The sequence below is a fragment of the Stenotrophomonas sp. 109824_Sma genome (assembly GCF_056480025.1).
In genome coordinates this window covers 4141923-4165258 of sequence record NZ_CM151078.1, presented here as the reverse complement: position 1 = coordinate 4165258, position 23336 = coordinate 4141923, and the positions used below count along the sequence as shown (strand labels likewise).

At 67.3% G+C, this 23336-nt stretch carries 20 protein-coding genes; 13 read left to right on the top strand and 7 right to left on the bottom strand.

Annotated features, from left to right (window positions below; translation table 11 throughout):
• The first annotated feature begins 78 nt into the window (after nt 1–78).
• Nucleotides 79–2610, top strand: a complete 2532-nt coding sequence (locus tag ACZK1G_RS19480) for a methyl-accepting chemotaxis protein (RefSeq protein ID WP_101766129.1) — start codon at nt 79–81, stop codon at nt 2608–2610.
• Nucleotides 2611–2700: 90 nt separating this feature from the next.
• Here ACZK1G_RS19480 and ACZK1G_RS19475 read toward each other — a convergent pair whose 3' ends face one another.
• Nucleotides 2701–3087: a DUF2628 domain-containing protein gene (locus ACZK1G_RS19475; protein WP_049443308.1), complete on the bottom strand. Its 387-nt coding sequence runs from the start codon at nt 3085–3087 to the stop codon at nt 2701–2703.
• Between the two features lie 216 nt (nt 3088–3303).
• Between ACZK1G_RS19475 and ACZK1G_RS19470 the strand changes: the two genes are divergently transcribed.
• A complete protein-coding gene (locus ACZK1G_RS19470; protein WP_005419553.1) occupies nt 3304–3474 on the top strand; it encodes a hypothetical protein in 171 nt (56 codons plus the stop codon).
• 60 nt (nt 3475–3534) lie between these two features.
• Here ACZK1G_RS19470 and ACZK1G_RS19465 read toward each other — a convergent pair whose 3' ends face one another.
• Complete coding sequence (locus ACZK1G_RS19465) at nt 3535–5580, bottom strand: TonB-dependent receptor domain-containing protein (RefSeq protein ID WP_101766128.1); 2046 nt, start codon at nt 5578–5580, stop codon at nt 3535–3537.
• A gap of 496 nt (nt 5581–6076) precedes the next feature.
• Between ACZK1G_RS19465 and mdoH the strand changes: the two genes are divergently transcribed.
• The 7 genes from mdoH to hemC all read left to right on the top strand — a co-directional run bounded on the left by mdoH (nt 6077) and on the right by hemC (nt 13229).
• Nucleotides 6077–8002 (top strand): glucans biosynthesis glucosyltransferase MdoH, encoded by a 1926-nt coding sequence (gene mdoH, locus ACZK1G_RS19460; RefSeq protein WP_049443309.1) that lies wholly within the window; start codon nt 6077–6079, stop codon nt 8000–8002.
• 50 nt (nt 8003–8052) lie between these two features.
• The gene (locus tag ACZK1G_RS19455; protein WP_101766126.1) at nt 8053–8712 is read left to right on the top strand and encodes an alpha/beta hydrolase; all 660 of its coding nucleotides are present in this window, start codon (nt 8053–8055) and stop codon (nt 8710–8712) included.
• Nucleotides 8713–8715: 3 nt separating this feature from the next.
• Entirely contained in the window at nt 8716–9759 is a 1044-nt protein-coding gene (locus ACZK1G_RS19450; RefSeq protein ID WP_049443311.1) for a sensor histidine kinase, read from the top strand.
• A 10-nt stretch (nt 9760–9769) separates the two neighbouring features.
• Nucleotides 9770–10501 (top strand): LytR/AlgR family response regulator transcription factor, encoded by a 732-nt coding sequence (locus tag ACZK1G_RS19445; protein ID WP_049443312.1) that lies wholly within the window; start codon nt 9770–9772, stop codon nt 10499–10501.
• Nucleotides 10502–10731: 230 nt separating this feature from the next.
• Entirely contained in the window at nt 10732–11025 is a 294-nt protein-coding gene (locus ACZK1G_RS19440) for a transposase (protein ID WP_087921478.1), read from the top strand.
• Entirely contained in the window at nt 11022–11882 is an 861-nt protein-coding gene (locus ACZK1G_RS19435; RefSeq protein ID WP_101764920.1) for an IS3 family transposase, read from the top strand. Before ACZK1G_RS19440 ends, ACZK1G_RS19435 begins: the two co-directional genes overlap by 4 nt.
• A gap of 435 nt (nt 11883–12317) precedes the next feature.
• Complete coding sequence (gene hemC, locus ACZK1G_RS19430; RefSeq protein ID WP_478447790.1) at nt 12318–13229, top strand: hydroxymethylbilane synthase; 912 nt, start codon at nt 12318–12320, stop codon at nt 13227–13229.
• Nucleotides 13230–13346: 117 nt separating this feature from the next.
• Here the strand turns inward: hemC and ACZK1G_RS19425 are convergent, their stop codons facing one another.
• Both ACZK1G_RS19425 and ACZK1G_RS19420 read right to left on the bottom strand, forming a co-directional pair.
• Nucleotides 13347–14123, bottom strand: coding sequence for a DUF481 domain-containing protein (locus ACZK1G_RS19425; RefSeq protein WP_049445907.1), 777 nt, complete (start codon nt 14121–14123; stop codon nt 13347–13349).
• 106 nt (nt 14124–14229) lie between these two features.
• Complete coding sequence (locus ACZK1G_RS19420) at nt 14230–14832, bottom strand: LolA family protein (RefSeq protein WP_049445987.1); 603 nt, start codon at nt 14830–14832, stop codon at nt 14230–14232.
• Nucleotides 14833–14913: 81 nt separating this feature from the next.
• Here ACZK1G_RS19420 and ACZK1G_RS19415 point away from each other — a divergent pair, with 81 nt between their 5' ends.
• Nucleotides 14914–15885 (top strand): helix-turn-helix transcriptional regulator, encoded by a 972-nt coding sequence (locus tag ACZK1G_RS19415; protein ID WP_014038578.1) that lies wholly within the window; start codon nt 14914–14916, stop codon nt 15883–15885.
• A 26-nt stretch (nt 15886–15911) separates the two neighbouring features.
• Nucleotides 15912–16706: a MetQ/NlpA family ABC transporter substrate-binding protein gene (locus ACZK1G_RS19410; protein WP_014038577.1), complete on the top strand. Its 795-nt coding sequence runs from the start codon at nt 15912–15914 to the stop codon at nt 16704–16706.
• Nucleotides 16707–16789: 83 nt separating this feature from the next.
• On the opposite strand, the gene glpK is transcribed toward ACZK1G_RS19410, so the two are convergent.
• From glpK to ACZK1G_RS19395, 3 genes are all read right to left on the bottom strand, one after another.
• Nucleotides 16790–18289 (bottom strand): glycerol kinase GlpK, encoded by a 1500-nt coding sequence (glpK, locus tag ACZK1G_RS19405; RefSeq protein ID WP_101766124.1) that lies wholly within the window; start codon nt 18287–18289, stop codon nt 16790–16792.
• A gap of 105 nt (nt 18290–18394) precedes the next feature.
• Nucleotides 18395–19900, bottom strand: coding sequence for a glycerol-3-phosphate dehydrogenase (gene glpD, locus ACZK1G_RS19400; RefSeq protein ID WP_101766123.1), 1506 nt, complete (start codon nt 19898–19900; stop codon nt 18395–18397).
• Nucleotides 19901–20054: 154 nt separating this feature from the next.
• Nucleotides 20055–20690 carry an OmpW/AlkL family protein gene (locus tag ACZK1G_RS19395; RefSeq protein ID WP_014038574.1) on the bottom strand — a complete coding sequence of 212 codons (636 nt, stop codon included), beginning with the start codon at nt 20688–20690 and terminating at the stop codon, nt 20055–20057.
• 186 nt (nt 20691–20876) lie between these two features.
• Here ACZK1G_RS19395 and ACZK1G_RS19390 point away from each other — a divergent pair, with 186 nt between their 5' ends.
• Both ACZK1G_RS19390 and aceF read left to right on the top strand, forming a co-directional pair.
• Nucleotides 20877–21392: a DNA-deoxyinosine glycosylase gene (locus tag ACZK1G_RS19390; protein WP_101766122.1), complete on the top strand. Its 516-nt coding sequence runs from the start codon at nt 20877–20879 to the stop codon at nt 21390–21392.
• Nucleotides 21393–21559: 167 nt separating this feature from the next.
• Entirely contained in the window at nt 21560–23263 is a 1704-nt protein-coding gene (gene aceF, locus ACZK1G_RS19385) for a dihydrolipoyllysine-residue acetyltransferase (protein WP_101766121.1), read from the top strand.
• Nucleotides 23264–23336 lie beyond the last annotated feature (73 nt).

The following is a 23336-nucleotide window of genomic DNA, read 5'->3' as shown; positions in this document are numbered from 1 at the left end:
TGGCCTGCGCGACGGATCGCGCGCCTGCACGGTGCCTTCGTGGTGCCGGTCGTCCTGAACTGCCTTGCGGACCCTCCCATGTCTTCTTCCCGCTCCGCCGCTGCCCGTCGTCCGGGCAGCATCGCCCACAAGCTGATGCTGGGCACCGCCGCGATCGCGCTGCTGTGCTTCGGCCTGACCGCGTTCCTGATCTACCGACAGGCCAGCGCCAGCCTGATCAGCGCCTCGCGCCAGACCATGACCAGCGAGGCCACCGCCGAAGCACGCCAGGTCTCGGCCGATCTGGGCACTGCCTTCGCCAGCAATGACGCCATGGTCGAGACCGTGCTGGCCCAGCGCGCCCGTGGCGATGTGCCCGATCGCGCCAGCCTGGCCGCCGTACTGGGTGAGCAGCTGCGCACCCATCCGGAATGGCTGGGCAAGAGCACCATGTGGGAGGCTGACGCCTTCGACGGCAAGGATGCGGCGTTCGTCAACACCGAAGCGCACGACGCCACCGGCCGCTACATGAGCTACTGGGCCTGGCATGACGGCAAGCCGCAGCAGTCGCAGATGACCGACTACACCGAGACTGCCAGTGGTTCCGGTGACTGGTACATCGTGCCCAGCCGCGACAAGCTTCCCAAGGTCAGCGAGCCCTATGCCTATGACATCGCCGGGCAGCAGGTGCTGATGAGTACGCTGAGCACGCCGATCATCGAGAACGACAAGTTCCTCGGTGTATTCACCGTCGACTTCTCGCTGGCGGCACTGCAGAAGCACCTGGCCACGCTGAAGCCGATGGGGGCCGGCCGGATCGAACTGCTGTCGCCGAAGGGCGTGGTGCTGGCCTCGGCCAACGCCGCCGAAATCGGCAAGCCGCGTAACGATGCACTGACCCGCAGCATGCTGACCGAGATCGCCGCCGACCGCCCGTTCGAGGCCTTCAGCCCCGATGCGGCCGGCAACGTGCGCGTGTATGTGCCGCTGCGCGTGGGCGATGCCCCGCAGCGCTTCGCGCTGGGCGTGGTGATGCCGCATGCGGTGATCGTGGCCGAAGCGCGCCAGCTGCTGTGGCTGACCCTGCTGGTCGGCGTGATCGCCGCGCTGACCCTCAGCGCCGGTGTCTATGTACTGCTGCGCCGCCTGGCGATCCGCCCGCTGGCCGAAGCGGTGCGCGTGGCCGGCGACGTCGCCGCCGGCAAGCTGGACAGCACGTTGCCGGCGCGCAGCAATGACGAAGTGGGGCGCCTGCTGGACGCGATGCAGGGCATGCGCGGCCAGCTGCAAGCGGTGATGGCCGCGCAGGCCGAAATGGCGCGCCGCCACGATGCCGGTGAACTCAGCTACCGCATGGATGCCGCGGCGTTCCCGGGCGAGTACGGCCGCATGGTGGCCGACAGCAACCAGCTGGTGGCGTCCAGCAATGCGGTCACCCAGCGCCTGGTTGAAGTGATGCAGCGTTATGCCGTGGGCGACCTCAGCGTGGACATGGAAGCGCTGCCGGGCGAGAAGGCGGTGTTCACCGCCGCGATGGCGACCACCAAGAGCAACCTGGCCGCGATCAACGAGCAGATCCAGCAGCTGGCCGCCGCTGCCGCCGCCGGTGATTTCGCCGTGCGCGGTGATGCACTGCGCTTCGACCACGATTTCCGCCGCATGGTGGAGACCCTGAACACGATGATGCAGGTCAGCGACCACAACCTGGCGGCGCTGTCGACGCTGCTGCGCGCGATCGCCGCCGGTGACCTCAGCGCCCGCATGCAGGGCGACTTCCACGGGGTGTTCGCAGTGATGCGCGACGATGCCAACAGCACCGTGCAGCAGCTGACCCAGATCGTCGGCCAGATCCAGCAGTCGGCGGCCAGCATCCGCCTGGCCGCCGGCGAGATCGCCGCCGGCAACAGCGATCTGTCGCGGCGCACCGAACAGCAGGCCGCCAACCTGGAAGAAACGGCCGCGTCGATGGAAGAGCTGACGTCCACCGTGCGCCAGAATGCCGATCACGCGCTGCAGGCCAACACGCTGGCCGGTTCCGCGGCGGGCGTGGCCAGCGAAGGTGGCCAGGTGGTCAGCCAGGTGGTGCACACCATGGAGCAGATCGAAGCGTCGTCGCAGCGCATCGCCGAGATCATCTCGGTGATCGATGGCATCGCCTTCCAGACCAATATCCTTGCGCTGAACGCGGCAGTGGAAGCGGCGCGCGCCGGTGAGCAGGGCCGCGGCTTCGCCGTGGTCGCCAGCGAAGTGCGCGCACTGGCGCAGCGCTCGGCCGGTGCGGCCAAGGAGATCAAGGAGCTGATCGACGCCTCGGTGGCGCAGGTGGGTGCCGGTGCGCAGCTGGTGCACGGCGCGGGCCGCACCATGCAGGAAATCGTCGGCCAGGTCGGCCGGGTCAACGAGATCATGGCCGAGATCTCGGCGGCCTCGCGCGAGCAGTCGGCCGGCATCGAGCAGGTCAACCAGACCGTGGTGCAGATGGACGAAACCACCCAGCAGAACGCCGCGCTGGTGGAGGAAGCCAGCGCCGCCGCGCGGGCGATGGAAGAGCAGGCCGAGCAGCTGGCGGTGGCGGTATCGCGCTTCCGCCTGCAGGCCGAGCCGCAGGTGCCGTCACGCCGCGCAGCCTGAGGCACTGCATGAACGATGACGCCCGGCCAAGGCCGGGCGTCATCGTTGCTCTCGCTGGTGCACCGGACCGCGTCCGGTGACTGCGGTGGCTTAGAACATGCCTTCGAACGGGTTCCAGCTGGCCTTGCCCTTCACCTGCTCCAGGTAGTAGCTGTAGTTGGTGCTGGAGGCGACCAGGAAGTTCATGGCGATGAACAATGCGCGGGCGATGATCTCCGGCAGGAACAGGGTGACGATGACCAGCACGATGTTGATGCCGATCACCACCAGCGCCTTGCGCCACATGCCCAGGATGAACAGGTAGATGGCGCCGAAGAAGAAGGCGAAGAAGTTGATGTTGACCTTCAGGCGGTCGCCGAAGGACAGCGCCTTCCAGGCCTGCTTGAAACCCGGCTCCTTGGGAGCGCCGTGCTGCTGGAAGAAGTTGAAGCGGAACTGCCACTTCGGGCTGAAGCGGGAGAGGTCGACTGCGTTCATTGACGAATACGTCCTTGTAGGAAAACGGTTACATGATACGGGGCGATCGGTTCAGGAAACCAGCCTCGGGCGTCAAAAATGTGACGGGTGGGCCGGTGTGGGGCTGCGGCAGGGCGCCGCACCGTCACCCACCCGCCTTGTTTTTAGGATAGGGTGCGCAGTTCCGCTGCCGCCCCGGCTGGACCCGTGCGGCGGCGGGATGTCCATGGAGGTTGCATGACCACACCTGCTACACCGGAAAACGCACCGGGACCGGTGCTCCTGCCGACACCTGAAGTGGTGCAGGCACAACAACTGCTCGCACGCCAGCAACTGGCGGTGGCGATGGACCGTGCACGCACGGCCGCCACGCGGGATGCGGCACCGGCCGCGCTGGAAAGCGAGTAACCCGCAACACCGTCGATCGCGCTGGCATGTCGCCAGCGCGATCACGGCGCGCGCCGCCGGTCAGAACCGTGCGGTCATGCTCAGGAAGTAGCTGCGCCCGGCCACGAAGTAGTCGGTGGAGCCTTCGGCATACAGCTTCTTGTCCGCCAGGTTGCTGACGCCACCGCGCAGGGTCAGTACCTCGTTGACGTTCCATGCAGCGGTCAGGTCATACAGCGTGTAGGCCTTGAGGAAGGTCGTGGCGGTGCCGGTCTGCTTGCCGGTGTACTGCGCCGACAGGCTGCTGGAGAACACCGTGTTCGGCGTCCAGTCCAGCGACGAATAGCCTGAGAATTCCGGCGTATCGATCAGGTTGCGGCCGGTGGTCAGGTTCTTGGCTTCCTTCATCCACGTGGCCGAGGTGCGCCAGCGCCACTGCTCGCCGAAGCGGACATTGAAGTTGCCTTCCATGCCGCTGGTGCGCGCGCGCTGCACGTTGCTCATGCGCGTCCACCAGATGCCGTTGAAACGGCCCAGCGGCGCGTACTCGATCTTGTTCCGGAAGTCGGTATGGAAGTAGGTCACGCCGACATCGATCAGGTCATTGTCGAAGCTGATGCCGATCTCGCGGTTGGTGCTGGTTTCCGGATCCAGGTCCGGGTTGCCGGCCATGTAGCAGCCGCCGCGGGTATAGCCCAGCGGGATCAGCGAGGTGCAGCCGCGGCCGCCGGACTGGGTGGCCGCGGTGGCCGAATTCTCGGTCAGGCTGGGCGCCCGGAAGCCCTTGGAGACGCCACCGCGGATCGTCCACTGTTCGGCCGGATGCCAGACCAGGTACGCACGCGGGCTGACGTGGCCGCCGAACTTCTCATGGTGGTCCAGGCGCGCGCCCACGGTCAGGGCCAGGGTACGGTGCAGCTTCAGTTCGTCTTCGACGAACAGCGCCCACGTATCCACTTCCAGGTTGGAGCCGCTGACGGCGTTGCCGGCGTAGTCGATCGGCGCGCGGCCGATGGTGTCGGTGTTGGTCAGCTCCTGGCGCTTCCATTGCCCACCCACGGCGAACTGGTGTTCAACGCCCAGCGTGAACGGCGTGGTCAGGCTGCCTTCGATGATCGTGTCGGTGGCCTCGGAACGTCCGGTGGCGCCGATGTCGTTCTTGTATTCGGTCCAGTACGCGCTGAGCTTGGAGGTGCCGAAGCTCCACGTGCCATCATGGTTGAGCGCCAGCGAACTGCGCTTGAGCTCACTGGCACCCCAGGCGCCTTCGTCCTGCTTTTCCAGCGACGCATCGATGAAGGCCTGCTGCACGCCATGGCCGGCTTCCAGCGACAGTTCCTGTGCATCGCTCAGCTTCCACTGCAGCAGCGCATCGACATTGCGGTCCTTCTCGCCGGCGTAGGCATTGCCGTAGACACCGTTGTTGGACTGGTCCGAATCACGGCGCATGCTGTTGGCACCGATGCGCAGGCCGAAGCGTTCGCCCAGCGGGCCGGAGATGGTGGCGCCGATCTGCTGGGTATCGCCGCGCTTGCCATCACCGGGACGGGTATAGCTGTGGGTGGCGCTGCCATTCCATTCGTCGCCGATGCGCCGGGTAATGATGTTGATCACGCCGCCCATCGCGTCAGAGCCGTACAGCGACGACATCGGGCCGCGCACCACTTCGATGCGTTCGATCTGGTCGGGCGAGATCCAGTTCAGGTCCTGGCGGCCGAGGTCGGGGCGATAGTTGGTCGCGGCCGAGCTGCCCATGCGCTTGCCGTCCACCAGCACCAGCGTGTAGTTGGACGGCATGCCACGCAGCTTGATCTTGGACTGTTCGCCGACGGCGCTGAGGCCGCCGGTCACGCCCGGCACGCGGCTGAGCAGGGTGGCCAGGTCGGGCACCGGCTGGCGCTCGATGTCCTCACGGCTGATCACACTGATGCTGGCCGGGGCATCCTTGATCCATTGCTGGCTGCCCGAGGCGGTGACCACCACGGTATCCAGGTCCTTGGTGGAGGCATCGGCGCTGGCCTCTGCAGCGGCCAGGCCGGGCAGGGCGAGCAGGCAGGCGGTGGCCAGAGCGCTGGCCAGGCGGGTGCGCGGCAGGCGCGCGGAACGGGAACGGGACGACGGGGACATGACGGCTTCCATGGGAGGTGGGGTGACCCTGTGGAAGCAGCAGGCGCAGGCAGACAGCAGGCAGCCCCCCCTTCCGTGGGTCGTCGGGCGCGCGGTGTGGACCGGCGCAGCTGGGTGGGTCGCGGCCGTGCGGAAGACGGTGACCTGCCTGGTTAATGAAATGATAACCGTTCGCGTTTGTTACGATCCAGTACCGGGGGCGATGTAATGACATCTGGCCAATCCCCGGCATGATCGCCTGCTATTTGCTGAATGGGGATAAATCCCGGCGTAGACCTTCGCGCTCGGCTTACATTCGGCGCCCTAGACTGGGCCGCATTTTCGATTCCGCCCCGTTGGAGATCGTGTGGGTTCCGGTAGTGACAGACATCGACTGTGCGGCCTGAGGCCGACACAGCCAGGACAAGTGCGGGCGCCGGGAAAGCGCGCCGGGAACCATGGTGCATGCAGCCCGGCCGGGATGGCCGGCCGTGCCGACGGCGCGGAGTAGGCGGCGATGGGGGTGCAGACCATCCATGCGGAAGCAGAAACGCCCCGGCTCGATGCCGGCTGGGCGCTGCTGCCCGCTGAATCTCCCTTGCAGATGCCCGAACAGACCTTGCGCGAAGGCGCGCTGAAGGTCCGGCGGCACCGCACGTCGCCGCGCCTGATCGGCCTGCGCCGGCTGTACATTTTCGGTGGCACGCTCGGCATGACCGCCGTGGCCACGCGGATGATGTGGCGGGTGCTGTCGGCCAATGGCATCAGCGTGCTTGAAGCCTGTCTGCTGGTACTGTTCGTCGGCCTGTTTGCCTGGATCGCGCTGTCTTTCGCCAGCGCCCTGGCCGGCTTCCTGACCGCCGTGTTCGACCGTGGCTACCGCCTCGGCATCGACCCGGACAAGCCGCTGCCGACCGTGCACAGCCGCACCGCACTGCTGATGCCGACCTACAACGAAGATCCGCGCCGCCTGCTGGCGGGCCTGCAGGCGATCTACGAGTCGGTGGCGGCCACCGGCCAGCTCGACCGCTTCGATTTCTTCGTGCTCAGCGATACCCGTCGCGAGGATATCGCCGCTGCCGAGGAGCAGGTGTTCGCCGAGCTGCGCGAGCGGGTGCCGGACGGGCAGACCCGCCTGTTCTACCGTCGCCGTGGTGACAACAGCGGGCGCAAGGCCGGCAACATCGCCGACTGGGTCCGCCGCTTCGGCGGTGCCTACCCGCAGATGCTGATCCTCGACGCCGACAGCCTGATGACCGGCGACAGCATCGTGCGCCTGGTGGCCGGCATGGAGCACAACGCCGACGTCGGCCTGATCCAGACCCTGCCGTCGGTGATCGGCGGCCGTACCCTGTTCGCGCGCATGCAGCAGTTCGGCGGCCGCGTGTACGGGCCGGTGATCGCCCGCGGCGTGGCCTGGTGGCATGGCGCCGAGAGCAACTACTGGGGCCACAACGCCATCATCCGCACCCGCGCCTTCGCCGACCACGCCGGCCTGCCGGCGCTGCCGGGGCGCAAGCCGTTCGGCGGCCACGTGCTCAGCCATGACTTCGTCGAAGCGGCGTTGATGCGGCGTGGCGGCTGGGCCGCGCACATGGTGCCCTACCTCGGTGGCAGCTATGAAGAGGGCCCGCCGACCCTGACCGACCTGCTGGTGCGCGACCGTCGCTGGTGCCAGGGCAACCTGCAGCACGGCAAGGTGGTCGGCAGCCGCGGCCTGCACTGGATCAGCCGCACGCACATGCTGATCGGCATCGGCCACTATTTCACCGCGCCGATGTGGGCAATGCTGATGCTGATCGGCATCGCCATCCCGCTGTTCCAGGAGGGCATCGATTTCAACGCCCTGCTGCACCTGTCGCCCAGCGTCTACTGGCGCGCACAGGACGAAGAGCAGGTGGTGCGCCTGTTCGCCGCCACCATGGCGGTGCTGCTGCTGCCCAAGGTGCTCGGCTACCTGGCGATGCTGCTGGACCCGGTCGACCGCCGTGGCTGCGGCGGTGCGATCCGTGCCTTCGTGTCGATGCTGGTGGAAACCGTGTTGGCCGCACTGATGGCGCCGGTGGTGATGTACGTGCAGTCGCGGGGCGTGGCCGAAGTGTTGTCCGGCCGCGATTCCGGCTGGGACGCGCAGCAGCGTGACGACGGTGGCATCTCGTGGCTGGCACTGATCCGCGGCTACGGTGGCCTGGGTGTGTTCGGCGCCTTCATGGGCGTGCTGGCCTGGGCGGTGTCGCCATCGCTGGCGGCGTGGATGGCGCCGGTGGTGATCGGCATGGTGCTGGCGGTCCCGGTGGTGGCGTTGACGTCCTCGCGTGGCCCCGGCGCCTTCCTGCACCGTCTTGGCCTGCTCGATATCCCCGAGGAGAACATCCCGCCGCCGGTGCTGGTACGCGCCGCGCAGCTGCGCCGGGAAGCGGCCGCGCAACCGCCGCTGTACTGATTGCCCCGCGCCAGCGGCATAATGCGGCTCGAACTTGAAGGAGCCGCATCATGCTGCAAACGGTGGAACAGGAAACCGGCGCCTCGCCGCAGTGGTCGGTGATCTGGCTGCACGGCCTCGGCGCCGATGGCCATGATTTCGCGCCGATCGTGCCGGAGCTGGTGCGGCCGCATTGGCCGGCGCTGCGCTTCGTGTTCCCGCACGCACCGGTGCGGCCGATCACGATCAACAACGGCGTGCCGATGCGCGGCTGGTACGACATCGTCGGCATGGACTTCCGTTCGCGCGCCGACATGGCCGGCGTGCAGGAATCGGTGGCGCAGCTGGACGCGCTGATCGCGCGTGAGATCGAGCGCGGCATTCCGGCGGAGAAGATCTTCCTGGCCGGCTTCTCGCAGGGTGGCGCGATCATCCTGACCGCTGCGCTGTCGCGCACCGCGCCGCTGGCCGGCCTGATCGCGCTGTCCACCTACCTGCCCGAAGCTGAAAGCGCCACGCGTGTTGACGGTGCCGTGCAGGTGCCGGTGTTCATGGCCCATGGCAGCAGCGACCCGGTGATTCCGCAGGCGGTGGCCGTACACAGCGCGCAGGCGCTGCAGGCGCTGGGCCTGGAGGTGGAATGGCACAGCTACCCGATGGCCCACCAGGTCTGTGCCGAAGAGATCCAGGCACTGGGTGACTGGCTGCAGGAACGCCTGGGCGCGGGCTGAGCCATGTCCCCGGCCAGCACACCGCCATGGATGCCGGAACTGTGCCGCCTGCCGCGGCTGGCGGCGATGCTGGGCCTGGCCGAACTGGTGGTGGTGGTGCTGGCCCTGGCCCCGGATGGCAGCCGCCACTGGACCTTCGGCGAACTGCTGTCGGCCAGTGGATTCGCGCTATGGCTGGCGTTGGCGGTGACCGCCTGCCTGTGCCTGCTGCGGCAGGCGCTATCCAGGCTGCCGCAGGTGCTGGGGGCGGTCGCCGCCATCGCACTGGCGACCCTGATCGCGGTGGTCTGTGCCGGCATCGTGCACGCCTTGTACGCGGTGCTGGGTGACAGCTTCGCCAGCGGCATCAGCTTCTGGCGCTTCACCCTTGGGAGTGCAGCAACCACGGCGCTGATCACCGCGCTGGCGCTGCGCTACTTCTATGTCAGCGACCGCTGGGCCGCGCAGGTGCAGGCCAATGCACGCGCCCAGGCCGACGCGCTGCAGGCGCGGATCCGCCCGCACTTCCTGTTCAACAGCATGAACCTGATCGCCAGCCTGCTGCATCGCGATCCCGCGGTGGCCGAACGTGCGGTGCTCGATCTGTCCGATCTGTTCCGTGCTGCGCTCGGTGCAGGCGAGGGCGATTCCACCCTGCGCGACGAATGCGAACTGGCCGAGCGCTACCTGTCGATCGAATCGCTGCGCCTGGGCGAACGCCTGCAGGTGCGCTGGCAGCGCGACGAGCCGCTGCCGTGGGACCTGCCATTGCCGAGGCTGGTACTGCAGCCGCTGGTGGAAAACGCCGTGCTGCACGGCATCTCGCGCCTGCCCGACGGCGGCACCATCGAGCTGCAGCTGCTGTGCGAGGGCAACGAGCTGCAGATCCGCGTGCGCAATCCCGCGCCTGATCCGCAGGCGCCCGGGCTGGCCTTGGCGCGGGGGGCCGGCCATGCCCAGCACAGCATCGGCCATCGGCTGGCCTGGCGCTTCGGCAGCGCCGCGCGGATGACGGCTGGCTGGAGCGAAGGCTACTATGCCTGCCAGGTGACAGTGCCGATCCAGTGAGGGAACGATCGTGAGGGTAGTCATCGCCGATGACGAACCACTGGCGCGCGAGCGCCTGCGCAGCCTGTTGGCGGCGCAGGACGGCGTGGACGTGGTGGCCGAGGCCGGCAACGGCGAGCAGGCCCTGCACGCGTGCGCGGAGCTGCAGCCCGACCTGGTCCTGCTGGACATTGCAATGCCTGGGCTGGACGGCCTGGAAGCAGCCCGCCACCTGGCCAGCTTCGAACCGCGGCCGGCGGTGGTGTTCTGCACTGCCTACGATGCGCATGCGCTGTCGGCGTTCGAGGCCGCAGCGATCGACTACCTGATGAAGCCAGTGCGCGCCGAACGACTGGCAGCGGCGATTGCACGTGCACGCACATTCCTGGCCGGCCGCGATGGCCAGCCGCAGGAACATGGCGGGCAGCAGGCACGCAGCGTGCTGTGCGCACGCCTGCGCGGCAGCCTGCGGCTGATTCCGCTGGACGACATCCACTACCTGCAGGCCGAAGAGAAGTACGTGGTAGTGCACCACGCGCGCGGCGAGGACCTGATCGAGGAATCGCTGAAGTCGCTGGAAGAAGAGTTCGCCAGCCGTTTCATCCGCATCCATCGCAACTGCCTGGTGGCGCGCCACGAGCTGGTGGAACTGCGCCGCGGCTCGGGTGGGCAGGTGCAGGCGGTGCTGCGGCATGGCAGGCAGCCGCTGGAAGTCAGCCGCCGCTGCGTGGCGACGCTGAAGCAGGAACTGCGGCATCTGTGAGTGTTCCGCGCGGCCTGCGGCCGCGACTGCTTACAGATCAACATCAAGATCAACAGCAGGTTGGTCGGCTCATTGTTCTTACGTGCTGGGTCGGGTCGGGGTGGGGTGACGGGACACGCCGTAAACCCATCCATGGGGGCTCGATGGCGCCATCCATGGCGCCAACTGATCTGGCCCCCCGTCCGCGGACGCCAAGAGGCGATACTTTGATCGCACTTGGAGGTCCCCTTATGTCCCGTATCACCCGTCGTAGCTACACCGATGAGTTCAAGCACCAAGCCGTGGAGTTGGCCGAGTCGCTCGGGCCTGCCGCAGCGGCCCGTCAGCTGGAGATGTCGGTCAAGACGCTGGCAAATTGGATTGACGCGGTCCGTGCTGGCCGGTCGTTGACCTCTGAGGCCCGCAGGCCGGCCACTGACCTGGAAAGCGAGATCAGCCGCCTTCGGGCCGAGAACGCCAATCTGAAGATGGAGCGGGAAATCCTAAAAAAAGCGGCGGCGTTCTTTGCCAGAGAGTCCAAGTGAGGTACGCCTTCGTCGCCAGTCAAAGGACTCGCTACCCGACCAGGTTGCTGTGTCGGCTTTTTGGGGTTTCTGTCTCTGGATTCCATGACTACCTGCGCCGCCAGTGTGCCCAAACGTGCGATGTCGATTCGGCCCTCCGTACCGAGCTTCGGGCCATCCATGTGGCCAGCAAACGCAGTTATGGGCGGCGTCGGCTGGTCAGGGCCTTACGAGCCAGGAATCATCCAGTTGGCCACAAGCGCGTGGCACGGTTAATGGCCGAGGAGCGAATCCAGGGCAAGACCAAAGGCCGATTCCGGCCCAAATCCTCCGGCGGCTCATCTCAGCTCGCCCCCAACCTGCTGGATCGGCAATTTGCCCCCGGAACCGGACCGACGGCGTGGGTCGGAGATATCACGTATGTCCCCACCCGCCAGGGATGGCTGCATCTGGCCGTGGTCATCAGCGTCCAGACCCGGCAGGTGCTGGGCTACAGCGTTTCCAGGCGCCTGACTGAAGAACTGGTAGTGAAAGCATTCGCCAATGCCTGGGCTCTGCATCCACAACGACCTGGCCTGATCTTCCATTCCGATCGTGGCGGGCAGTACTGGGGGAACGAGTTTCGCCAGCTGCTGCAGTCCCATGACGTGGTCCAAAGCATGAGCCGGCCTGGCAATTGCTGGGACAACGCCGTGGTCGAGAGCTTCTTTGCGACGCTCAAGACAGAAGAGGCTGCCGAGCCTTACGCCAGTAAGGAACAAGCCAGCCAGTCCATCGCTGCTTACATCCACGGCTTCTACAATCCAGCCCGGCTACACTCGGCGCTGGGCTACCACTCGCCTAACAACTACGCCCGGCAGCTCCGGGCTGCCGCCTGAAACGGCTTCATGGCGTCCGTTTTCAGGGGGCCAGATCAAACGGTCCCGTCACCCCACCCCGGCCCAACCCTCTCGTTCTTCACTGCATCGGACAGCAAGAGCATTGGTGTTATCGGCTTGGAAAGAGGGGTCAGATCCCTTTTCCTGCGGAAAAGGGATCTGACCCCGGAAGCCGTCGGCTGTTGCTTTTGCTTCTGCTTTTTTTTCTTTTGATCTTCCGTGGCTGACGCGCACGGAAACTGTCAGAGGCCGGGGCGGTGGGGGCAGGCGGGGTGTCCGCGGCATGGATGCCGCGGCCAAGCCCCCAAGGACGGGTTTACGGCGTCCCCGCGTGACCCCACCGCCCCGGCCAAGCGCCATAGATCCAGCCGATGCAGCAGCCACGAGGGGCTCCGCCGTTGGCCGTATCCGCGCCGAAGGCGCGATAATGACCGGATGGAAACCGTCCGCATCGCCACCCGCAAGAGCCCGCTCGCCCTCTGGCAGAGCGAACACGTCGCCGACCGCCTGCGCCAGGCCCATCCCGGCCTGCATGTGGAACTGGTGCCGATGAGCACCCGCGGTGACGAGGTGCTGGACCGCTCGCTGGCCGCCATCGGTGGCAAGGGCCTGTTCCTGAAGGAGCTGGAGCTGGCCATGCTGCGCGGTGAGGCCGACTGCGCCGTGCACTCGCTGAAGGATGTGCCGATGGAACTGGATGAACCCTTCGCGCTGCCGGCGATGCTGACCCGCCACGATCCGGCCGATGGTTTCGTCTCCAACCTGTACGCCTCGCTGGACGCGCTGCCGATCGGTGCGCGGGTCGGCACCTCGTCGCTGCGCCGCCAGGCCCAGCTGCGCGCGCTGCGCCCGGATCTGGAATTGCTGGAGCTGCGCGGCAACGTCAACACCCGCCTGGCCAAGCTCGACAATGGTGGCTACGACGCCATCGTGCTGGCCGTGGCCGGCCTGGAGCGTCTGGGCCTGGGCGAGCGCATCGTCGCGCGCCTGCAACCGCCGCAGTGGCTGCCGGCACCGGCGCAGGGCGCGGTGGCGGTGGAGTGCGACGGTGGCAATACGCGCCTGATGGCGCTGTTCGCCACGCTTGATGACGCAGCTACGCGCGCCTGCGTGGAAGCCGAGCGGGCGATGAACCGTGCGCTGCACGGCAGCTGCCACGTGCCGGTGGCGGCGATCGCGCAGTGGCAGGGCGACGACCTGCACCTGCAGGGCCTGGTCGGCAGTGCCAGCGATGGTCGTGCGGTGCGCGCCGAGGCGGTGGGCCCGGCCCGGGATCCGGAGGCGCTGGGCCAGCGCGTGGCGAAGATGCTGCTGGACGCCGGTGCCGGCGAACTGCTGAACGTCTGATCCATCGCAGGTAGTGCCGGCCATCGGCCGGCAACCTCGTGCCCCAGTTGAATGCAGTTGCCGGCCAGCGGCCGGCACTACCGGAAGCAGAACGGGCGCCCTCGGCGCCCGTTCTGCTTATTTGAACTTGTAGACCACGTTCATCGTGGTCAGCGTATCGGTCTTGCGCTTGTCCACAGCAACGTCACTGTTGTAACGCGCCTGCCAGCCGGCCTTCAGTGCCAGGTGCTCGTTCATGCTGACAGAGACACCGAAGTCGTTCTGGCCGAAGGTGTTGTACGAACCGGATTCGACCAGCAGCGTGTTGACCAGGTCGGTGTTGTCGGTCAGCGAGTACTTCATGTCGAACAGGCCACGGCCGATCAGGCCGGTGCGGGTGCGGTCGTCCTCGGTGCTGTGGGTACGGCGCACACCGGGGCCGATCTGCGCGTCGAACGAGAAGCGCTCGGTGTTCCACAGGCGGGTGCCGTAACCCAGACCGAACGAGCTCTGGCGGTCGTAGGTGGCGAAGTCGTCGCGCTCGGTACGCACCGTGGCGGTCAGCTGGCGGTGCTCGCCCAGCTGCAGCGCGCTGCCGGCACTGCCCGTGTAGCGGTTGGCGGTGGTGTTGTTGCGGCGGGTGGTGGTGCCGTCGTCGTTGGTCTCGGTCACCTTGGAGCTGGAGCGCAGGCCGAACAGGTCCATGCTGTGCACCCAGTCGCCGTCGGTGTAGCGCAGGCGAAGGCGGCCGTTGAAGCTCTCGGTGCTGCTGTTGCCGCGTGCCGAGGCAAAGCCGAGCTCGCCACCACTGCCGCTCCACGGCGAGGACATCGCCGCCAGCTCGGAGGCATCCTGTGCGTATGCGAGCGGCGCACACAGCAGCAGGGGGATCAGCAGGGACACGCGCAGGGACATCGAGGCTTCTCCGAAACGGTTAACAGCCGGTGATGATACTGGAAGCGTGATGGCGGTCCGAATCGATCCAATGCGCGCTTCAGCGAACGTTGCCGCGATCGCCTATTCAGGGCAGATCGACACGCAGTGCGGGGTCGTTGAAGCGCGAATAGCGCAGGCGCAGCTGGAAGCTGCGGCCATTGCTGCTGCCGCTGCGCACGATCTGGCGTGGCAGGCCCTGGGTATCCACCCAGTACTCCAGGCGTTCGCCGGGCTGCGCATCACGCAGCCGGTAGTGCCGGGTCTCGACCCCGTCCAGCGCCTGGCTGCCGAGGTCTTCGGCCTTCAGGTCGGCGGGCAGGGCATCGGCCGGCAGCGGGTTGCGCCACTGCTCGAGCAGGCCGGGCGGGGTCGGCACCTGGCGGATCGCGCCGTCGGCCTGCAGGAACATGGTGTCGCCGATGATGGTCTGCGGCCCCGCCGGCGTCTCCACCCGGAAACGATCGGGCGCGACGAAGTCCATGGCGCTGCGCACCGGCTGCGGTGCGCCCAGCACCTCCAGTTCGGCGTGGAAGCTGCGCAGGGCCGCGAAACGCTGGCTGGCGCCCAGCACCGCCTGCGCCGGATCGGCGACGGGTACCGGGGTCCCGGTGCTGGCCGGCGCCGGCGCGCGATCACAGGCGGCCAGCAGCAGGCAGGCCAGCAGGGACAGGGCAGGCAACCGGCGCATCGGGTATTCCATGGGGGTGGGGGCGACCACGATAGCCCAAACGTCCCACACAAGACCCGCGACTCGGACATAATCGGGGGTATGGACCGATACGAACGCATCACCGCCCTGCATCGTCTGCTCAAGTCCGCGCGCTATCCGGTGACGGTGGCGACCCTGCAGGACAAGCTCGGTTGTTCCCGCGCCACCGTCTACCGCGACCTGGCCTTCCTGCGCGATGCGCTGATGGCACCGATCGAGGGCGACGGCGAGGCGGGCTTCCGCTACCAGGCTGACGAGAGCGACCGTTTCGAGCTGCCCGGCCTGTGGCTCAGCTCGGAGGAGCTGCATGCCCTGCTGGCCTCGCAGCACCTGCTGGCGCGGACCGGCGGTGGTGTGCTGTCGTCGGTGCTGGCACCGCTGCAGCAACGCATCGAGAGCCTGCTGGCGGCCCAGGCCGGCGTGTCCAGCTGGCCGGTCGACCGCGTGCGGGTGATTCCGCACCGAGGCCGCAAGTTCGACGAAGGCAGCTTCCGCAGCGTCGCGTCGGCCGTGCTGGAGCGCCGCCAGCTGGCGTTCGAGTACCGCGCCCGTTCCACCGACGAGCCGACCAAGCGCACCGTCTCACCGCAGCGCCTGACCCACTATCGCGACAACTGGTACCTGGATGCCTGGGACCATGACCGCGACGCCCTGCGCAGTTTCGCGGTGGACCGCATCCACAAGGCGCGGGTGGTCGACAGCACCGCGCGCGATGTCGCCGACAGCGAGCTGGACGAGCAGCTCGGCGCCAGCTACGGCATCTTCTCTGGCGCGCCGAAGGGGTGGGCGACCATCCTGTTCAGCGCCAAGGCCGCGCGCTGGGTGGCCGACGAGCACTGGCATTCCAAGCAGCAGGGCCGCTTCCTGGCCGACGGCCGCTATGAGCTGAAGGTGCCGTACAGCGTCTCGCGCGAGCTGCTGATGGATGTGCTGCATTACGGCTCGGATGCCGAGATCGTCGAGCCGATGATGCTGCGCGAGCAGGCCAAGGCGTTGCTTGAGCTGGCCCTGAGCAACTACGAAAAATCCTGACATTCCCCCCGAGAATCCAATCCCCCATGAAGAAGACCCTGTTGCTGCCCCTGCTCGCCGCTGCGCTGGCCCTGACCGCCTGCGGCAAGTCCGGCGAGCCCTCGCAGAAGCTGGTGGTGGCCGCCACGGCCGTGCCGCATGCCGAGATCCTCGAGGTGGTCAAGCCGATCCTCAAGCAGGAAGGCGTGGACCTGGACGTGCGCGTGTTCAATGACTACGTGCAGCCCAACGACCAGCTGGTGCAGAAGCAGGTGGATGCCAACTACTTCCAGACCGAGCCGTACCTGGATGCCTACAACCGTGACCGCAAGACCGACCTGGTGAAGGTGATCGGCGTGCACATCGAGCCGTTCGGTGCGTACTCGCGCAAGGTCAAGTCGCTGGCCGAGCTGCGCGAAGGCGCCGACGTGGTGATCCCGAACGACCCCAGCAACAACAGCCGCGCGCTGATCCTGCTGCACAAGGCCGGCGTGATCGAGCTGAAGGACCCGACCAACGCACTGTCGACCCAGCGCGACATCATCGCCAACCCGAAGAACCTGAAGTTCCGCGAGCTGGACTCGGCGATGCTGCCGCGCGTGCTGGACCAGGTCGATCTGGCCCTGATCAATACCAACTACGCGCTGGATGCCGGCCTCAACCCGACCAAGGATGCGCTGGCGATCGAGAGCAAGGACTCGCCGTACGTGAACTTCCTGGTCGCGCGCCCGGACAACAAGGACGACGCCCGCGTGCAGAAGCTGGCGAAGGCCCTGACCAGCCCGCAGGTGAAGGCCTTCATCGAGACCAAGTACAAGGGCGCTGTGCTGCCGGCGTTCTGACCATGTGGTAGTGCCGGCCGCTGGCCGGCAATCTGCAAACGCCCCGATGATCATGGGGTGCCGGCCAGCGGCCGGCACTACCCTCAATCGACGTGGAAGGCGAGGGTGGCGGCCACCGCCTGCTGCCATCCCGCATACAGCTTCTCGCGCCGGGCCACCTCCATCTGTGGCTCGAAACGCCGGTCCAGGCCCCACTGCGCGGCGATCTGTTCGCGGCTGGTCCAGAACCCCACCGCCAGACCGGCCAGGTAGGCCGCACCCAGCGCGGTGGTCTCGGTCAGTCGCGGCCGCAGCAGCGGCACACCGAGGATGTCGGCCTGGAAACCGGCCAGGAAGTCATTGCCGATCGCACCGCCATCGGCGCGCAGCTCGGTCAGCGCGATACCGGCATCGGACTGCATCGCATCAAGCACGTCCCGGGTCTGGTAGGCCATCGCTTCCAGCGCGGCGCGCACGAAGTGCGCCTTGCGGGTGCCGCGGGTCAACCCGAACATCGCACCGCGTACGTCACTGCGCCAATAGGGCGCGCCGAGGCCGACGAACGCCGGTACCAGGTAAGCGCCGCCACTGTCGGGCACCTGCGCAGCCAGTGCCTGGCTGTCACTTGCACGTTCGATCATGCGCAGCCCATCGCGCAGCCATTGCACCACCGAGCCGGCGATGAAGATCGAGCCTTCCAGCGCGTACTCCACGCGTCCGTCCAGGCCCCAGGCAATGGTGGTCAGCAGGCCGTTGCGCGACCGCACCGCCTGCGCACCGGTATGCATCAGCATGAAACAGCCGGTGCCATAGGTGTTCTTGACCATGCCCGGCTGGAAGCAGGCCTGGCCGAACAGCGCCGCCTGCTGGTCACCGGCGATGCCGGCGATCGGGATCGGGTGGTCGAAGAAGAACTGCGGCCGGGTATGCGCGTATACCGCGCTGGAGTCGCGTACCTGCGGCAGCATCGCGCGTGGGATGTCGAGCAGGGCCAGCAGCTCGTCATCCCAGTCCAGCGTGTGGATGTTGAACAACAGCGTTCGCGCAGCATTGCTGTAGTCGGTCACATGCGCCTGGCCACCGCTCAGGTTCCACACCAGCCAGCTGTCGATGGTGCCGAACAGGAGCTCGCCACGTTCGGCGCGCTGCTGCGCACCTTCCACGTGGTCGAGGATCCAGCGCACCTTGGTGGCGGAGAAATAGGCATCGATCAGCAGGCCGGTCCGTTCGCGGATCAGCGCTTCATGCCCGTCGGACTTCAGCCGCTCGCAGATGGCGTGGCTCTGCCGCGATTGCCAGACGATGGCATTGTGGATCGGCTGGCCGGTGGCACGGTCCCAGACCACGGTGGTTTCGCGCTGGTTGGTGATGCCCAGTGCGGCGATATGACGCGGGTCGATCTGCCCGCGGCTGAGCAGTTCGGTCAACGTGGCATAGACGCTGGTAAGGATCTCGCGCGGGTCATGCTCGACCCAGCCGGGGTGCGGGAAGATCTGCGCGAACTCGCGCTGCGCGCTGCCGACGATGTCGCCGGCACGATCGAACAGGATCGCGCGGGAACTGGTGGTGCCCTGGTCGATGGCCAGCACGTAGCGGGGCGTCATGCAGCGTCTCCGGTAGCGATGGGGAAATCCTAATGCATCGGTCGCGTCGCTCGCGGCCGCCCAGGTAGCTGCCAACCTTGGTTGGCACACGTTGAAACACTGGGGTCAGAGCCCATTCCGTGGGAAAGGGATCCGACCTCGCATCCACGCCTGTAGCCGTGCCACCTGTGCAGCATCCAGCCGCAACCCCAGCTTGCTCCGGTGCCACAGGATATCGTCGCTGTCGCACGCCCACTCGCGTTCGCGCAGGAAGTCCACTTCGCGCGCATGCAGGCCGCCGCCAAAGTCCTCGCCCAGATCGTGCAGGCCCTGTACACCCTGCAGCAGTTCCGCGCTGCGACTGCCATAGGCCCCGGCCCAGCGTCGCGCGATACCGGCGGGCAACCAGGGTGCCAGCGCCAGCAGGTGCGAGCCTGCCTGTGCGGCGTCGCCCCAGTCGCTGCCCGGCAGCGGGTCTCCGCGCGCCGTCCAGGCCGGTCCCATCTGTGGCAGGGCAGGGCGCAGCAGGTCCAGTGCCTCCTCGGCCAGCACCCGGTAGGTGGTCAGCTTGCCGCCCAGTACGTGCAGCGCTGGTGCCGGGTCCACCTGCACCTGAAGGCGGTAGTCGCGGCTCAGCTTCGCTGCGCGTGGATCCGGGTCAGCCAGCAATGGACGGACACCGGCGAACGCCCAGACCACCTCCTCCGGGGCGATGGGGTCACGCAGGTAGCGATTGGCCGCTTCGCACAGGTAGGTCACCTCGGAGGGCAGCACGCTGCAGCGCGCCGGGTCACCGCGATAGTCGGTATCGGTGGTGCCCACCAGCAGGTGGTCGTGGGCGAAGGGCAGCAGGAACACCACGCGTCCGTCGGGCTGCTGCAGCAGGCAGGCGCTGTCATCGGGCCAGGGCCGGCGCAGCACGATGTGGCTGCCCTGCACCAGGCGCAGCGCGGGGCCGCCGCTGCGCGCCTGCATCCGTTCCAGCAGGCCCCCGGCCCACGGGCCCGCCGCGTTGACCACGGCGCGTGCATTCACGGGGTGCGGCTGGCCATCGGCGGATTCCACAACGGCCCGCCACCGGCCCTGCACGGGGTGCAGGTCGGTGCAGCGGCTGCGCACCCGCACCTGTGCGCCCCGCTGCGCGGCATCCAGGGCGTTGAGCAGTACCAGTCGCGCGTCATCGACCTGCGCATCGGCGTAGCTGAAGGCCTGCCGCAGCGTTGGGGAGAGCCACTGGCCGAGCGGATCGCGTTGCAGTTCCAGTGCGCGTGACGCGGGGAAGGCGGGGCCGCGCCGGCCCAGATGGTCGTACAGCCACAGCCCCACGCGCAGCATCCAGCGCGGGCGCAGGTGCGGTTCCCACGGCAGCACGAAGCGCAGCGGATGGACCAGATGGGGGGCCTGCCGGCGGACCACCTCACGTTCGCCCAGCGCCTTGCGCACCAGGCCGAACTCGCCCTGTTCCAGGTAGCGCAGGCCGCCGTGGATCAGTTTGCTGCTGGCACTGGAGGTGTGCGCGGCCAGGTCGTGCTGTTCGCACAGCAGCACGCGCAGGCCACGGCCACTGGCGTCACGGGCGATGCCGGCGCCATTGATGCCGCCACCGATCACCAGCAGGTCGACATCGTCCATCGTGTCTCCGCGCCCCGTGTCTGTACAGTCGAGCATGGCTCGACCCTACAAAGGGCAGTCGAGCAAGCTCGACTCTACAGAACGCAGGTGACGGAAACGACGACGGGCCCCGAAGGGCCCGTCGCGTTGCATCAGTGAAGCGGTGCTGCCTGGATCAGAAGCGGGCGCCGATGCCGAAGCCGACGGTCCACGGATCCATCTTGGCTTCGCCGATCTTCTCGCCGCCAACCTTGATGTCCGGGCGGGCGCGCATGTAGCGGGCGTCAGCACGGGCGAACCAGGTGGAGTTGATGTTCATGTCGACGCCGACGGTGCCGATCACGCCCTTGGCATCCTTGAAGCGGATGTCGGTGTCAGCGCCGTTGCCCAGCTTCTCGTTGCTGAAGCTCGACTGGTAGTAGCCGACGCCCACGAACGGGCGGAACACGTTGTCAGCCTGGCCGAAGTGGTACTGGCCGCTCAGCGCGACCGGCTGCTGCTCGACCGAACCCAGGCGGGCGTTGTTCGGGCCCTTGAACTTGTTGTCGAACTTGTCGGCAGCGCCCCACAGCTCAACGGCCCAGTTGTCGTTGATGTAGTAGCTGAAGCTGACGGTCGGCGCCGGGCCACCGTCGGTCTTCTTCACGCCGGTGATCGGGTCGTTCTTCGGCTGCAGCAGCGAGATGCCGCCAACAACGGCAAAATGCTTGCCCGAAGCGGTATCGGTGGTGCTGCTGTCCTGGGCGAAAGCGGCCGGCGCGAAGGCGGCGGAGGTCAGCAGGGCGAGACTCAGGATACGGATGGAGCGCATGGGGGTATCTCCTAATGTTTCTTGTTTTGGGCCCCCGGTTGCGGGGCGAGCACACCGTAGTCGCCCCAACATGAATCGAATCCGACGCACGTTAAAAAATAGTTTTCCTTGTTCAGCGACGGGTGCGGAATGCCTGTATTCATGGGGTTTTTGGCCGTCGCTGACATTCATGCAGTTGGAGAAGATGTGAGCACAGCAACGTTGTGCATTGGCCTGCAAGCGCAGGTGAACGTGGCATGCCGGGTACTGCTGCTGGGCTCGATGCCAGGCGTGGCATCCCTGCAGGAGCAGCGCTACTACGCGCATCCGCGCAACCGCTTCTGGCCGCTGATGGCCGATATCTGCGGTTTCGACGCGGGTCTGCCCTATGCGCAACGGCTGCAGGCGTTGAACGCCGCGGGCATCGGCCTGTGGGATGTGATCGGGCGCTGCGAGCGACGCGGCAGCCTGGATGCCGACATCGTGCGTGGTACGGAAGTGGCCAATGCACTGCCAGAACTGATCGCCACGCTGCCTGAGCTGACGCTGATCGGCTGCAATGGCGGTGCGTCACTGCAGGCATTCCAGCGCTGGGTGCTGCCGCGGCTGGAGGCCCCGCCGAAGGTGCTCGCGTTGCCGTCGACCAGCCCGGCCAATGCGGCGTGGTCGTTGCCGCGCCTGCGCCAGGCGTGGCAGCCGGTGGCCGACGCGCGGGCGACATGAAGCGGACATCGTCCGGACAATACGCTACCGACTGGTCGCAGCCACGACCCATGGGCAACAGCCTGTCCCGGCTGCGTGCGTACTGAAAACACCTGTAACGGTTGGCGCTGGACCCCGCTGGCCGCACAATAGACGTTTCCCTACACCAGATTGCCGGAGTTATCCCCATGGCCGAAATCAAGGAAGCACTTGTCCCCGATATCGGTGACTACAGCGATATCCCGGTAATCGAGGTGCTTGTCGCCGTCGGCGACACGGTCAAGAAGGACCAGGGCCTGGTGACGCTGGAAAGCGACAAGGCGACCATGGAAGTGCCGTCCTCGGTGGCCGGCGTGGTCAAGGAGCTCAAGGTCAAGGTGGGCGACAGCCTGTCCGAAGGCAAGGTCGTGGCACTGATCGAAGTGGCCGAAGGCGAAGCCGAAGCTGCCAAGCCGGCCGCTGCCGCACCGGCACCGGCCAAGGCCGCTGCACCGGCTGCCGCCACCCAGAGCGCGCCGGCCCCGGCCGCAGCTGCACCGGCCGCCCCGGCTGCCAGCGGTGGCGCGGTTGAAGCGCTGGTGCCGGACATCGGCGACTACGCCGGCATTCCGGTCATCGAAGTGCTGGTCGCCGTGGGCGACACGGTCAAGAAGGACCAGGGCCTGGTCACGCTGGAAAGCGACAAGGCCACCATGGAAGTGCCGTCCTCGGTGGCCGGCGTGGTCAAGGAGATCAAGGTCAAGGTCGGCGACAACCTGTCGCAGGGCAACGTGGTTGCCATCATCGAAGCCGAGGGCGCTGCCGCGCCGGCACCGGCCAAGGCCGCTGCGCCCGCTCCGGCGGTTGCAACGCAGGCCCCGCAGGCCGCTGCTCCGGTTGCCGCCGCCGCTCCGGTTGCTGCCGCGCCGTCGGCCGGTACGCCGAGCAGCCCGCCGGTGCAGTTCAACGCCGATGGCGTGCTGCCGGCCAAGGTGCCGTACGCCACCCCGGCGGTGCGCGTGTTCGCCCGCGAGCTGGGCGTGGACCTGCTGCAGATCAACGGCACCGAGAAGGGGGGCCGCATCACCAAGGGTGACGTGCAGAAGTTCGTCAAGGCCGCGCTCAGCGGTGGCGTGCCGGCAGCTGCCGGTGGCGCCGTCGCCGCCGGTGGTGGCCTGAACCTGCTGCCGTGGCCGAAGGTCGACTTCAGCAAGTTCGGCGAGACCGAAGTCCAGCCGCTGTCGCGCATCAAGAAGATCTCGGGTGCGAACCTGGCCCGCAACTGGGCCATGATCCCGCACGTCACCCAGTTCGAGCAGGCCGACATCACCGACCTGGAAGGCCTGCGCGTGGCGCTGAACAAGGAGAACGAGAAGGCCGGCATCAAGCTGACCATGCTTGCCTTCCTGATCAAGGCCAGCGCCGCGGCGCTGAAGAAGTTCCCGGAATTCAACGCCTCGCTCGATGCCAGCGGTGAAAACCTGACCCTGAAGAAGTACTTCCACATCGGCTTTGCCGCCGACACGCCGAACGGTCTGGTCGTGCCGGTCATCCGCGACGTGGACAAGAAGGGCGTGGTGCAGATCGCGCAGGAAACCGGCGAACTGGCCAAGAAGGCACGCGACGGCAAGCTGGGCCCGGCCGACATGAGCGGCGGCTGCTTCTCGATCAGCTCGCTGGGCGGCATCGGCGGCACCGCGTTCACCCCGATCGTCAACGCACCGGAAGTGGCCATCCTCGGCGTCTCCAAGTCGTCCATCCAGCCGGTCTGGAACGGCAAGGAATTCGCACCGAAGCTGATGCTGCCGCTGTCGCTGAGCTACGACCACCGCGTCATCGACGGCGCCCTGGCCGCACGCTTCACCACGTACCTGTCGCAGGTACTGGCCGACATGCGCCGCGTGCTGCTGTAAGGCACCGCTTCGCCCCCACCGTGCGGCCGCAGCCACTGGCGCGGCCGCGTGAACAGATGCAGTGACAGCCCAC

Bases quoted from the DNA above. Each gene is read 5' to 3' on its own strand.
- ACZK1G_RS19480 (WP_101766129.1), top strand. From the start codon at position 79: ATGTCTTCTTCCCGCTCCGCCGCTGCCCGTCGTCCGGGCAGCATCGCC.
- ACZK1G_RS19475 (WP_049443308.1), bottom strand. From the start codon at position 3,087: ATGAACGCAGTCGACCTCTCCCGCTTCAGCCCGAAGTGGCAGTTCCGC.
- ACZK1G_RS19470 (WP_005419553.1), top strand. From the start codon at position 3,304: ATGACCACACCTGCTACACCGGAAAACGCACCGGGACCGGTGCTCCTG.
- ACZK1G_RS19465 (WP_101766128.1), bottom strand. From the start codon at position 5,580: ATGTCCCCGTCGTCCCGTTCCCGTTCCGCGCGCCTGCCGCGCACCCGC.
- mdoH (WP_049443309.1), top strand. From the start codon at position 6,077: ATGGGGGTGCAGACCATCCATGCGGAAGCAGAAACGCCCCGGCTCGAT.
- ACZK1G_RS19455 (WP_101766126.1), top strand. From the start codon at position 8,053: ATGCTGCAAACGGTGGAACAGGAAACCGGCGCCTCGCCGCAGTGGTCG.
- ACZK1G_RS19450 (WP_049443311.1), top strand. From the start codon at position 8,716: ATGTCCCCGGCCAGCACACCGCCATGGATGCCGGAACTGTGCCGCCTG.
- ACZK1G_RS19440 (WP_087921478.1), top strand. From the start codon at position 10,732: ATGTCCCGTATCACCCGTCGTAGCTACACCGATGAGTTCAAGCACCAA.
- hemC (WP_478447790.1), top strand. From the start codon at position 12,318: ATGGAAACCGTCCGCATCGCCACCCGCAAGAGCCCGCTCGCCCTCTGG.
- ACZK1G_RS19425 (WP_049445907.1), bottom strand. From the start codon at position 14,123: ATGTCCCTGCGCGTGTCCCTGCTGATCCCCCTGCTGCTGTGTGCGCCG.
- ACZK1G_RS19420 (WP_049445987.1), bottom strand. From the start codon at position 14,832: ATGCGCCGGTTGCCTGCCCTGTCCCTGCTGGCCTGCCTGCTGCTGGCC.
- ACZK1G_RS19415 (WP_014038578.1), top strand. From the start codon at position 14,914: ATGGACCGATACGAACGCATCACCGCCCTGCATCGTCTGCTCAAGTCC.
- ACZK1G_RS19410 (WP_014038577.1), top strand. From the start codon at position 15,912: ATGAAGAAGACCCTGTTGCTGCCCCTGCTCGCCGCTGCGCTGGCCCTG.
- glpK (WP_101766124.1), bottom strand. From the start codon at position 18,289: ATGACGCCCCGCTACGTGCTGGCCATCGACCAGGGCACCACCAGTTCC.
- glpD (WP_101766123.1), bottom strand. From the start codon at position 19,900: ATGGACGATGTCGACCTGCTGGTGATCGGTGGCGGCATCAATGGCGCC.
- ACZK1G_RS19395 (WP_014038574.1), bottom strand. From the start codon at position 20,690: ATGCGCTCCATCCGTATCCTGAGTCTCGCCCTGCTGACCTCCGCCGCC.
- aceF (WP_101766121.1), top strand. From the start codon at position 21,560: ATGGCCGAAATCAAGGAAGCACTTGTCCCCGATATCGGTGACTACAGC.